Below are 12,722 nucleotides of genomic sequence, written 5' to 3'. Positions count from 1 at the left end.
GAACAAAAAAGAACGACGCACTGAACTTAAAACCTAACCGTTCACAACAGCGCGTCGTTGTGTGGGGTGCATTATAGAGAAATCTGAAATGAACGCAAGTGTTTTTTGTAAAAAATTTTAAAAAAATGGCCGCTTGCGTATTTTTACGGCAACTTGTTTATTTATTGTGAGAACTTTATTGATATTTCAGTATTCAATTTATAAAAATGTGATCTATATCACAAAATTATTTACTCTTTTGAAGTACTTGCTGTTATTATTTACTAACTCGATTAGTTATTAACTTCATATATAAGGAATAAATATGAGCCAATTAGATGAATTGCGTAAAGTAACCGTTGTTGTTGCCGATACAGGCGATATTGAAGCGATGAAGCTTTATAAACCTGAAGACGCAACCACAAACCCATCTTTAATTTTAAGTGCATCAGCATTACCGCAATATGCTCCATTAATTGAAGATGCTATTGCTTATGCAAAAGCACAAAGTAGCGATAAAGATCAGCAATTAGTTGATGCTGAAGATAAGTTAGCAGTAAATATCGGTTTAGAGATTCTAAAACTTGTTCCAGGGCGTATTTCTACTGAAGTTGATGCTCGCTTTTCTTATGATACAGAGAAAACTATCGCTAAAGCACGCAAATTAATTGCATTATATAATGATGCTGGCATCAGCAATGATCGCATTTTGATTAAAATCGCGTCTACTTGGCAAGGTATTAAAGCAGCAGAACAACTAGAGAAAGAAGGTATCAACTGTAACTTAACCTTATTGTTCTCTCAAGCTCAAGCTCGTGCTTGTGCAGAAGCAGGAGTTTACTTAATTTCTCCGTTTGTTGGCCGTATTTTAGACTGGTACAAAGCAAATGAAGGCAAAGAGTATGCTCCAGCTGAAGATCCGGGTGTAATTTCAGTAACCAATATCTATAATTACTATAAACAGCACGGCTATGATACTATCGTAATGGGTGCAAGTTTCCGTAATGTTGGAGAAATTATTGAATTAGCTGGTTGCGATCGCTTAACCATCTCGCCTTCTTTATTAAAAGAGTTACAAGAAAGCGATGAGAAATTAGTTCGCAAGTTAGATTACAAAGGCGAAATCAAACCTCGTCCAGAAAAAATGACAGAAGCTGAATTCTATTGGGAACATAACCAAGACCCAATGGCAGTTGAGAAATTAGCTGAAGGTATTCGTAAATTTGCTATCGACCAAGAGAAATTAGAAGCAATGCTTGCTGAAAAACTATAACAGTTGAATGAATGATAAAACCCACTTTAGCATTTTAGTTTAAAGTGGGTTTTCTTCTTATTGATGGATAGGTTGTAAAACTAATGATAAGTCGTTATTAATTACCTTGAATAATAAATCAATGTTTGGGTGTTTACCTACATTTTCCTTTGCATCTTCAGTATGCTCTGCAAACCATTCAAGACCTTGTTTTGCTGCAGTTGTGTCTAATTTCCCATCAAATTTCTCATAAAGTGCATAGTAGAGTTTTAGTGAGCCTAGTTTGCCTTCAATTGCTGGAATATGTTGCATTACCTCTCCGCTATTAATCACATCTAAACCTGAAAGATGATCGATGGTTGGAAAAGTTGCTAAGTAATCTTTAAATTGCATTTGGTTCTCCCTGATAAAGATAAAGGCAGATACGACATCTGCCTTTTGATTATATGCTATTATGATTAAAATTTGTAGCTTAAAGATCCGTTAATTTTACGTTCTTGCCCATAATAGCAATAAGTATCGCAAGCAGCTATATAACGGCGGTTTTCCACATTATCAACATTCACTTGTGCTGTCCAGTTGTTATTAAAGGTATAGCGAGCCATTAAATCTACTACTGTTGCTGATGGTACACAAGCATGTGAATACACGGAGTAATTTTTGGCTGTAACACTATGGCCTAGATAACGTACACCTGCTCCTATTGTTAAGCCATCAAGTACACCTTTAAAACTGTAAGTCGTTTTTGCTGCTAAGGTTGATGTTGGTATTAATGCATTACGCACATTGCCTGCTGTCGTTTCAGTATATGATTTCAAGTAAGTATAAGCTAAGACGGTATTCCAGTTATCAGTAATATTAGTATCTATCTGAACCTCTACTCCTTTCCTACGCACAGGCTCTACACTACTAATAATAGAACCCATACCTGTTGAAGAAGCCACTAACGCCCCTTTATCTTTCGCACGAAAACCCGCAATCGTAATTGTCGCATCTAACCAAGTAGGAACATATTTTAATCCCACTTTATATTGACGAGTAATATTTGGATCATAAAGAGTTTGAGTACCACTCAATCCCATTGGTAAATTAAACGATTCGCTATAGCTAAAATATGGATTTAGCCCATAAGCTCCTTCATACATAAAAGAAGCTGCATACGATGTATGATTATCTTTTACGGTTTGCGTGCTAGTGTATTCATCTTGTTTTGCTCGGTCGTGCCGGACACCTAAACCTAGCACATATTTATCCGCAATACGGGCATTATTTTGTAAATAAAATCCTAATTGGCGAGCTTTAATTTGAGTTTGAGGTGCATTTCTTACATTTTGAGCCTGACCATAACCACTTGTAGCATTAATAACATTCGTTGCTGAGGTACTCCCAAATAAAGTATAAAGAGTATCAACTTTGCTATGACGATAATCTGTACCAACTACAACGGTATTTTTTAACCAATCATTTTTATAATCCCAAGCTAGACGATTATCTACTGCATTGATGAAGGCTTTACCATCATTAAATACTACACCACGATTTAACGAATATCCTGCTAAACTTGGTGAAATTGCTGTCCAATTTGCATCATAAGCACTTGGATAGGCATAAGAACCGCGATGGTAACTGGTTAAAATACTTAAACGAGTACGTTCACTAATATCCCATTCAAAACTTGGGGCAACATACAGCACTTCATTTTTGGTTAAATCCCAATCTCCATCACGAGCACCATAGCTGGTGACAACACGGTAACGAGCAGATTGGTCAGAATTCATTGCTCCTGTGTAATCGACAGCAAAACCATATTGAGTATGATTTCCCATATTTAGCTTGAATTCACCTGTACCAACTTTCTCTTTACTCGCTCTTTTTGTAATATAATTTACCAAACCAATCTGCTAATACCATAATTAATCCACCTAATAGAGCTGACATTGGCAATTGCTGATAAGCCTTTGTTATCCCTAAAAATCGTGCGATTTGTGGTACAAGTAAACCGATAAAACTAAGTGGCCCAATAATCAATGTGGCTAAAGCAGTTAATAATGCACTAAATAAAATCAACACCCAACGAACCTGTTTAAGGTTCAGCCCTATTGATTGAGCCACTGGAGCTTGTAAAGATAATATGTCTAACCAACGACTAAATATCAAACTAGTCAATAATAAAATAACACTCGCGATAGCAAAAGGTAAGGCAAGTTCTGCATTCACACTTTGGGTCGAACCTGATGTCCACGCAATGAGTTGATTGGCTCTTGGGTCGCCAGTGGCAATAGCAATACGTTGTAAAGTATCAAAAAAGGCCGAAAGGGAAATCCCGGTCAGTAACACTGCTAATGCCCCTAAAATACCAGCGAGCCAAAAATATTCTATTTGTTGGACAGAAAACAGAAACAGCACTACCAGAATCCCCATTGATGTACCTGAAGATACCCCAAGTAATTCAGGGCTTGCCATTGGATTGAGTGTTAATCGTTGTAAAATAAACCCTGCTATGGCTAATAAAATACCAACTGATAACGCAATCAACACTCTCGGATATCGAATTTCCAGTAACACTTTTCTCCATTGCGTTTCCATTTCAATAATCGATAAACCACTATTACCATTACCCATAAATAAAGCAAGCAACACTGCTACCATAAAGCCAAATACAATCAAGGCAATTATAAGCGGTGATATTTTTCGATTATTTTGCAAATGTGTTTCTTGCACTCGCCCTGCGTGAGGCAATGCTTTAAACATTAATGGTGTGCCGAGTAAAGCAGTTACTGCCCCTGTTGGTAAGTTAATTCCTTTAAAATGAGCCAAAAGTTGCAAACATAAATCGGTAACACAAAGCAATAACGCTCCCAAAACAAAGGCAGAAATCAACTGCCCTTTCAAGGTTCTGATACCAAACTGTCGAACCATTGTTGCTGCCGCTAGCCCAATAAATCCGAGCATTCCAACTGCCGAGACCACCACTGCAATTAACAATGCTGACACCAATACGCCAACTAGCCCCAATTTCCCAACTGATACTCCTAAACTTTGAGCATTATTGTCATTTAGAGATAAAATTGTTAAAGGGCGAATTAGCACCACAACAAGTAAAAAAGCGGGTACGGTTTGGGCTATTAGCCAAAAGCTGTCTCGCCAACTTTCTTGAATAAGAGAACCAGCTCCCCATTGCGATAATCCTCTTGCCTCTTCCAGGTAAAATAGCATCATCATTGCTGAGAATGAGCCAAAGTAAAGATTAACGACTAACCCCGCTAAAATCAGTAATAATGCCGACATTGTTTTTCTCATTCAAGACTTAATACCAATACCAAACTTAATACTGCACCAAAGAGAGCAATCACACTTGAGCCATTTTCTAACCATTGCGGAGCAAAAATCGCTGTAAGAAATAAAGCGAATTGTGAGCCACTACTGATACCGAGTGAATAATCCGAAGCGAGAGGATTAGCTAAAACTTGCTGTAATAACAAGCTGGCAAATCCTAAAATACCGACAGCCAGTAACGCCATCAGCACACGTGGGAGAGTGTAGTTTTGCACTAAAAGTAGATCTAAATTTTCTGTAGCTTGAAACAATGCATCAAAATGTATTTCATTCGGCAATTGAGCTTTAATTAAAATGGTAAATAATCCACAAAAAATGACCGCTAGTAATAAACCTAGCCGTAAAATAGGTTTTGTCACCATACTTCGCCTCCATTTACTAAGGCTTCTGCTAACATTTCAGCAAAACGCTGTGCCGATGGGATCCCACCAAAAGTCCAGACTTCAGGCAAAATCAAGGGTGTTTTTGCCATTTCCAAACGTTGCCAAAGACTGTTATATTTCAATGCTGATGCAATATTTGCAGGATAGGGTTTAACTATCACAAATCGGCTATTTTGTGGCAAACTGGCTAATTGCGTTACATTAATTACTTCAAAACCCCAATTGTTGTACGAGCCTTGCCAACTATTTTCAAAACCGAGTTGTGAAAGTACCGTACCAAAAGAGCTATTTTTCGCATAAATTCTCAAATGACGAGTGTCAATAAACTGTACTAATGCAACAGGTCGGTTAAGATATGGCTTTACAAGCGGTCGAATTTTCTCAATTTTTTGCCAATAGCCTTGTTTGAGTGTGTGAAAGGCTTCTGTCTTTCCAACCAATTCTGCTACTTTTTCCGATGCAATCAGAATATTTTGCCACGCTCCGCCCTCACGATAGAAATCTACAATATCCACTTGCTGAGCAAAGCGTTCCAACAATGGTGTGGCTTGTATTAATAAAATGCAGCTGCTGAGCTTTAGAGTTTTGCGAAAGCAGTAATAACTGTTCAATATTAGGCTGCAATCGAATACCGAGATCTTTCACATTTTCAGGCAAAACAGGCTCTTTTACCCACTTTTGATAACTTTCCACATCGCCTACTGCAACGGGCTTTTCGCCTAATGCAATTAATGTTTCGGCAACCGTCCAATCCAACGTAGCAAATCCTTTTTGCGGTTCGATTGCAAAAATAGTATTAGTAAAAAAAGAGAGAAAAAACGACCGCTTGTAATAATTTCATCAGATTAGACATCAATAAAAACTCACTGGGCGTTTAGTTTTAGGGTGCTCGATCACATTAAGATCAATGCCATAAATAGATTTCAGTGAAGAGGCACTAACAATCTGGTGCGAATTACCTTCTGCCAATAATCTTCCACTATGTAAAGCGATAAGATGATCACAATAACCTGAGGCTAAATTGATATCGTGAATCACAATAATAATACCTAAATTGAGTTCGTGAGCAAGTTTCTGTACCAACTGCATTACTTCAATTTGGTGAGCAATATCAAGGGCTGCAAGCGGTTCATCAAGCAAGAGGAATTGACTTTGTTGGGCAAGCAGCATAGCCAGCCAAATGCGAGAGCGTTCTCCGCCCGATAAAACATCAACTAGCTGATCTGAAAATTTTTCGGTATGCGTTAAGGCTAATGCTCGCTCAATAGCAGCATTATCTTGTTGCTTATTTCGACCAAATAAACCATTCCACGCATAACGCCCCATTGCAATCAGCTCACGAGCCGTTAAGTTAGTGGCTTGCGGTAAATGTTGAGGTAAATAAGCGACGTGTTTGGCAAATTCACGGCTAGACCATTCATTTAGTTCTTTTTGATTAAACGTAATTTTGCCCGACGAATAAGCGTTTTGCTTTGCCAGTAATTTGATTAAGGTAGATTTGCCCGAGCCATTATGCCCAATTAAACCATAGACTTTACCTTGCTCAAATTGCAACGAGATTGGGTGAAGTAAACGCCTATTGGGGATATCAAAGGTTACATTTTCAACGCTAAACACGTTTTTTCATTAAATGATAAATAAATTGATCTATTCTATTTAAGAACGATTAGCATTTAAACCCTTTTTATGAAGTGCCATAACAAAAAGGCTACATAAAGTGTAGCCTTTATCAATAAAATCTTAATTCCAATGAAATTGTCCATTTACTGCTGTAGCCTTGACATTAAATTGGTTATCGAAGACTGCTAAATTCGCAATTTTACCCACTTCCAATGAGCCAAGTGTATCTTCCACGCCAATCGCTCTTGCAGGATACAGTGTACTCATTCGGATTGCTTCATTGAGGCTGATATCACAATGCTGAACCACGTTACGGATAGATTCAATCATCGTAATCGCCGCACCACCTAGTGCCCCAAACTCATCGAAACATTTACCATCCTTTACGGTTACTTTTTTGCCGACAAAAATAAAAGACTCAATATCACTGCCCGCAGCGGCTACCGCATCACTCACGATCAACAATTTATCGCCTTTCGCTTTTTTCGCAATGCGGATATTGCCCCACTCAACGTGCAAGCCATCGCAGATAATACTCGCATAAATATCGCTATCTAACACAGCCCCCACAACGCCGCCTTCACGCCCGTTACTGACTGGCGACATAGCATTGTGCAAGTGTGTAGCAAAGGCTGCCCCTTCCGCAATACGCTCTTTGGTTTTCGCATAAGTGGCGTTAGAATGCCCAATAGAGACAATAATGCCTGCATCATTAAAGCGTTTAATATGATCTGCGGTTGGATTTTCTGCCGCAATAGTAATTTTAGTAATGACATCGCCATTCGCACAAAGGAACTCAAGCATTTCAGGGCTAATTTCACGGATAAACTCAGGGCGGTGAACACCTTTTTTCTCCACACTTAAATAAGGCCCTTCAAAGTGCAAGCCTAACGCTTGGTTTTTATATTTGGCTAAATATTCACGCATTACAGCAACCGCTTGCTTCATTCCCTCATCAGGCGAGGTAATGAAAGTCGGTAAATAGCTGGTTGTACCTGAACGCAAGTTCGTTTCTTGCATAATTTCAAGAGTACGAATGTTAATCTCTTCATTAAACGTAACACCGCCACAACCATTAAGCTGTAAATCAATAAAGCCGGCAGACAAATTCGCCCCACCTAAATCAATTTTTTGTAAATCTTGTGGTAAATCAGCTTCAAGGATAATCGTTTCAATTTTATCGTCTTTTACCACTAATGCGTGCTGATACAATACTTGTTCGCCTGTGTAAATGACGCAATTTGTTAAGGCATAATGGTTCATATTCTGTTCCTTTTAGGAATGTAGGGGCGTATGTCATACGCCCATTATTAATTAAAATAGGGTGTACGACGTACGCCCCTACCAATAATTAACGAGCTACGTTTTTCTCTAATTCTTTGAAATACTTAACTGTTTTAACTTTAAGCTCTTGAGTGGCTGGTTCATCACATACCACAATACCACGACGGTGTAATTGTAGGCAACTAATAGTCCAAAAGTGATTTACCGCCCCTTCCACACAAGCCTGTAAGGCTAAGGCTTTGTGATGACCTGTAACTAAAATCATCACTTCTTCTGCATCTAATAATGTACCAACGCCCACTGTTAAAGCAAATTTTGGCACTTGGCTTACATCATTATCAAAAAAGCGAGAATTTGCGATACGGGTATCTTCGGTTAAAGTTTTAATGCGAGTGCGCGAAGAAAGTGATGAAGCCGGCTCATTAAACGCAATATGACCGTCCACTCCAACACCACCCATAAACAGATGAATCTTACCATAAGAACGGATTTTTTCTTCATAACGTTCGCATTCTGCATTCACATCTTCCGCCATACCGTTCAGAATATTAATGTTTTCAGGCGGAATATCAACGTGGTCAAATAAATGTTTGAACATAAAGCTGTGGTAACTTTCAGGGTGCTCTTTCGGCAAACCAACATATTCGTCCATATTAAACGTAACCACATTCTTAAAGCTCACTTCGCCTGCTTGGTAAAGTTTAATCAGTTCTTTATAGGTTTTTTCAGGCGTTCCCCCCGTTGGCAAACCCAGCACGAAAGGGTTTTCTTTGGTTGGTTTGAACGCATTGATACGATCGACAATATAACGAGCTGCCCAAACACTCACATCATGGTCTGTTTCTAATGGAATTAAACGCATAACATCTCCTTAAAATTCTTGAACAAATTACTTCATTTTTTACTATTTTAATGAAATATAACTTCAAATTCTATTTTTTATGCTGTTTTTGTGATCTGGATCACAGAATATTTATAGATTAAAAAAGTCAATCCTCAAAAATTATTTTTGGGATCGAGATCGAAAAAATAACTTTTCCTGCTTGATGTAAATCTCACAAATGCTATACTTTTACTTGTTTTTATATACAGTATTTTTATTATGCAAGAAATTAAACTTTTTGAACAGAAATCGGTACGCAGCCACTACGATGAAGAGAAAGACAAATGGTATTTCTCAATTATTGATGTGATTGAAGTATTGACAGAAAACGGACGTCCTCGTAAATACTGGAGTGATCTTAAAGTGAAATTAAAGAGTGAAGGTAGCGAACTGTCCGAAGAAATCGGACAGTTGAAAATGCCCTCTGCTGACGGAAAAATGCGTTTAACTGATGTGGCTGATACCGAGCAACTCTTTCGTCTTATTCAATCAATTCCGAGCCCAAGGCAGAACCATTTAAGCAATGGTTAGCAAAAGTGGGTTACGAACGCTTACAGGAAATCAATGATCCTAGCCAAAGCCTTGATCGAGCCAGAGAAAATTGGCAGAAAATGGGACAAAGTGAAAAGTGGATTCAACAGCGAATGATGGGACAAGAAACCCGCAATAAACTGACCGATTATTGGAAATCATCAGGGGTGGAACAACCACAAGATTTTGCCTTTTTAACAAATGTAATTCATCAAGAATGGAGCGGGTTATCTGTTCAAAAGCATAAATCGCTTAAAGGTTTACAAAACCAAAACTTGCGAGATCATATGACAGAAGCCGAATTGCTATTTACCGCTCTTGCCGAACTTTCTAGTCGCCAAATTGCAGAAAGTATGCAAGCCGTTGGCGTTGATGAAAATGCTCAAGCAGGAAAACAAGGTGGAAATATAGCCAAAAATGCTCGTCAGGAATTAGAAAATAAAACAGGGAAATCTGTTATTACAGGAGAGAATTTTTTTGCCACTATCTACAAACGAAGAAGAAAGCTAAATACTGATAGGTTTTCTTTTATCAACAAAGGTTGGATATACACCAACCTTTCCCTGAATATTTGCAAAAATTTACAAAAAATAGACCGCTTGTCGCCCTTAAATCGACTGTGCTGCCACCGAATTCTGGTAGCCGAATTGTCGCCACGCCTCATACACGACCACCGCCACCGAGTTGGATAAATTCATACTGCGGCTGTCTTTACACATTGGAATGCGGATTTTTTGCGACATCGGCATTTCCGCCAATAACGGCTTCGGAATACCTCTGCTTTCTGGCCCGAACATTAAGAAATCGCCTAATTCATATTTCACATCGCTGTGGTTTTGTTCGCCACGAGTAGTTAAAGCAAACAGGCGTTTTGGTTTAGCTCGTTCTAAAAAATCCTCAAAGTTTTTATATTTTTGAATATTTACAAATTCGTGATAATCCAACCCAGAACGACGAAGTTTTTTATCGTCCCAGCCAAAACCAAACGGCTCAATCATATGTAAACGAAAACCACAGTTGGCACAGAGACGGATAATATTGCCGCTGTTTTGTGGGATTTCTGGTTCATATAAAACAATATCTAACATTTTTATCCCTACTCTCTCCTCTTGTGGGAGAGAAACCGAAAAATATTTCGTTCAGAAATATTTTTCAGAGAGAGGGGCATTACAAAACTTTTAAGAAAAAGAACCACTTGCTTCCCCTCTCCCTAATTTTTCTTCTGAACGAAGAAAAATCTATCCCTCTCCCACAAGGGGCGAGGGTATTATCTATATCTATACATTCCTCACAATCCAACAATTATGAATTTGTGGATTGCGTTCAAAATCCAGCGGTAAAGTTTTATGCGAAATATTTTCCGCTGTTAAACCTAATGCTGCCAAGCCGTCAAAGTCCATTTTAAAGCCACGCTTATTATTCGAGAACACAATAGTACCATCAGCAGTTAAAATACGTTTAAGCTGTTTCATTAACTCAATATGGTCTCGTTGCACGTCCCAACTGTTTTCCATTCGCTTTGAGTTGGAGAAAGTCGGCGGATCAACAAAAATCAGCTCAAATCGCTCACGACATTCTGCCAGCCACTGCAAGCAATCCGCTTGGAATAAACGATGATGGCGGAGAGATAAATTATTCAACTCTAAATTCTGCTCTGCCCAATTCAAATAGGTGTTAGACATATCCACCGTCGTCGTTGATTTCGCCCCATTTAATGCGGCGTGAACCGTTGCTGATCCCGTATAGGCAAACAGATTAAGGAAGGTTTTCCCCTTCGCCATTTCGCCTACCATTTTACGAGTTAAACGGTGGTCGAGGAACAAGCCCGTATCCAAATAATCGGTTAAGTTCACCCAGAGCTTCGCCCCATATTCGTTCACATAGAAATAGTCGCCTTTATTGGCTAATTTTTCATATTGGTTCGTGCCTTTCTGTTTTTGGCGAACTTTCAGCACCAATTTATTCGTTTCTACCCCTGTTACATAAAGAGTTGCTGAAACGGCATCAAGCAAGCGTTGGCGAGCTTTTTGCTCGTCAATATTTTTCGGAGCTTGATACTCTTGTACCACGATGTGATCGCCGTATCTGTCCACCGCTAAATTATACTCAGGCAGATCCGCATCATATAAACGGTAGGCATCAACGCCTTGCTGTTTCGCCCATTTTTCGATCTTTTTGATGTTTTTCGCTAAGCGATTAGCAAAATCAGGAGCAACTTGAGCATTTTGCTCAAATTGTAAATTTTCGTCAAAATCTGACCGCTTGTTATGCTCGCTGATAGAATAATTTTTCTGTACACAATCGAGCGGACCATTTTTCGCCTTAAATTGACGAGCAGAACGTAAGCGTAAGCAATTTAGCAACTCAGGTGCGCCACTAAAAATTGAGGCATTCCAGCCTGCAAATTGCTGTTTTAAACGCTGTCCAAATACCGAATAAAGCGCAATTAATGCAGGCGTTGTGCCTAAACGCTCACCGTAAGGTGGGTTACAAATGACCGTGCCAATTTGGTCTGGAACTGGATTTTTCAATGCTGCAACATCGCCTTGTTGCCATTGAATGAGATGATCTACCCCTGCGTTTTTAGCGTTTTGTTTCGCTTTAGCAAGGACTCGGTGGTCAAGATCGAAGCCAAAAAATGTTTTTTGTAGGGGCGAATTACAATTCGCCTTTACATTATGAGCTTCCTCCAACACTTCACACCATAATGCCAAATTATGTCCTTTCCAAGCATTAAATCCCCAATGTTTACGGTGAAGTTGTGGGGCAATATTTGCCGCCATTTGAGCAGCCTCAATCAATAGCGTGCCTGAACCACACATCGGATCAACCAATGGCGTGCCTTTTTGCCAACCTGAACGCAGCACAATGGCAGCCGCTAAAGTTTCACGCAATGGGGCTTTGCCTGTTTCCTCACGATAGCCTCGAATATGTAAGGCATCGCCACTTAAATCAAGCGAAACCACCACATTTTCACGATCTAAATAGACGTGAATACGCACATCAGGGTTATCTTTATCCACCGTTGGGCGTGCAGATCCTTTACGCTCAAAATAATCAACAATACCGTCTTTCACTCGCATCGCCCCAAATTGGGTGTTGCGGATCTCTCGGTTCGTGCCGTTAAAATCCACAAAAAAAGTATCGCGAGGATCGAACAGTTCCGCCCAATTAAATGAAACAATGGAGGCATATAAATCACTATCACTAAAAATTTTAGTTGTGATTAACGGTAGTAAAATCCGAGAGGCTAAACGGCTATGCAATAATGCTTGATATACGCCCTTTTGGGTGGTTGTAAAATGTACCCCACCCTGTGCAACTTTGCATTCTGCTTGGCAAATTTGCTCAAGCTCGGTTTTGAGCATTTCTTCAAAACCTCGTGCGGCGGTAGCAAAATAAGTTGTTTGATTTGTCATTCTTTGTTACTCAAATAAAAATATCGCCTCATTAT

10 protein-coding genes and 2 pseudogenes are annotated in these 12,722 nt (G+C 39.2%); 3 read left to right on the top strand and 9 right to left on the bottom strand.

Features of this window, described 5'->3' with window-relative positions; all coding sequences use genetic code 11:
* The first annotated feature begins 304 nt into the window (after window positions 1–304).
* Complete coding sequence (tal, locus tag ACERCF_RS06235) at window positions 305–1,252, top strand: transaldolase (protein WP_373625000.1); 948 nt, start codon at window positions 305–307, stop codon at window positions 1,250–1,252.
* Window positions 1,253–1,309: 57 nt separating this feature from the next.
* On the opposite strand, the gene ACERCF_RS06230 is transcribed toward tal, so the two are convergent.
* From ACERCF_RS06230 to nagB, 7 genes and pseudogenes are all read right to left on the bottom strand, one after another.
* Entirely contained in the window at window positions 1,310–1,624 is a 315-nt protein-coding gene (locus ACERCF_RS06230; RefSeq protein ID WP_373611140.1) for a DUF2322 family protein, read from the bottom strand.
* Between the two features lie 65 nt (window positions 1,625–1,689).
* On the bottom strand, window positions 1,690–3,057 hold the full coding sequence (locus ACERCF_RS06225; protein WP_373625975.1) for a TonB-dependent siderophore receptor: 1,368 nt from the start codon (window positions 3,055–3,057) through the stop codon (window positions 1,690–1,692).
* A 58-nt stretch (window positions 3,058–3,115) separates the two neighbouring features.
* A pseudogene (gene fhuB, locus ACERCF_RS06220) lies at window positions 3,116–4,929 on the bottom strand (Fe(3+)-hydroxamate ABC transporter permease FhuB); the annotation flags it as partial.
* A pseudogene (locus ACERCF_RS06215) lies at window positions 4,923–5,803 on the bottom strand (iron-siderophore ABC transporter substrate-binding protein). The pseudogenes ACERCF_RS06215 and fhuB, both read right to left, overlap by 7 nt.
* Window positions 5,803–6,567, bottom strand: a complete 765-nt coding sequence (locus ACERCF_RS06210; protein ID WP_373624999.1) for an ABC transporter ATP-binding protein — start codon at window positions 6,565–6,567, stop codon at window positions 5,803–5,805. The pseudogene ACERCF_RS06215 and the gene ACERCF_RS06210 overlap by 1 nt, the downstream one beginning before the upstream one ends.
* A gap of 123 nt (window positions 6,568–6,690) precedes the next feature.
* Window positions 6,691–7,833: an N-acetylglucosamine-6-phosphate deacetylase gene (gene nagA / locus ACERCF_RS06205; protein ID WP_373611141.1), complete on the bottom strand. Its 1,143-nt coding sequence runs from the start codon at window positions 7,831–7,833 to the stop codon at window positions 6,691–6,693.
* Window positions 7,834–7,921: 88 nt separating this feature from the next.
* Entirely contained in the window at window positions 7,922–8,716 is a 795-nt protein-coding gene (gene nagB, locus ACERCF_RS06200) for a glucosamine-6-phosphate deaminase (protein ID WP_373624998.1), read from the bottom strand.
* A 240-nt stretch (window positions 8,717–8,956) separates the two neighbouring features.
* On the opposite strand from nagB, the gene ACERCF_RS06195 reads away from it, so the two are divergent.
* Window positions 8,957–9,268: a BRO-N domain-containing protein gene (locus tag ACERCF_RS06195; protein WP_373624997.1), complete on the top strand. Its 312-nt coding sequence runs from the start codon at window positions 8,957–8,959 to the stop codon at window positions 9,266–9,268.
* Between the two features lie 5 nt (window positions 9,269–9,273).
* A complete protein-coding gene (locus tag ACERCF_RS06190) occupies window positions 9,274–9,960 on the top strand; it encodes a hypothetical protein (protein ID WP_373624996.1) in 687 nt (228 codons plus the stop codon).
* On the opposite strand, the gene trmL is transcribed toward ACERCF_RS06190, so the two are convergent.
* Complete coding sequence (trmL, locus tag ACERCF_RS06185) at window positions 9,877–10,356, bottom strand: tRNA (uridine(34)/cytosine(34)/5-carboxymethylaminomethyluridine(34)-2'-O)-methyltransferase TrmL (RefSeq protein WP_373624995.1); 480 nt, start codon at window positions 10,354–10,356, stop codon at window positions 9,877–9,879. The genes ACERCF_RS06190 and trmL overlap by 84 nt on opposite strands.
* A gap of 189 nt (window positions 10,357–10,545) precedes the next feature.
* Window positions 10,546–12,687, bottom strand: a complete 2,142-nt coding sequence (gene rlmKL / locus ACERCF_RS06180) for a bifunctional 23S rRNA (guanine(2069)-N(7))-methyltransferase RlmK/23S rRNA (guanine(2445)-N(2))-methyltransferase RlmL (protein WP_373624994.1) — start codon at window positions 12,685–12,687, stop codon at window positions 10,546–10,548.
* Between the last annotated feature and the right edge of the window lie 35 nt (window positions 12,688–12,722).

It is taken from the genome of Mannheimia kashgarensis (assembly GCF_041807705.1).
Lineage (GTDB): Bacteria > Pseudomonadota > Gammaproteobacteria > Enterobacterales > Pasteurellaceae > Mannheimia.
The sequence above is the reverse complement of the archived record's forward strand: the minus strand, read 5'-3'. Positions and strand labels throughout refer to the sequence as shown.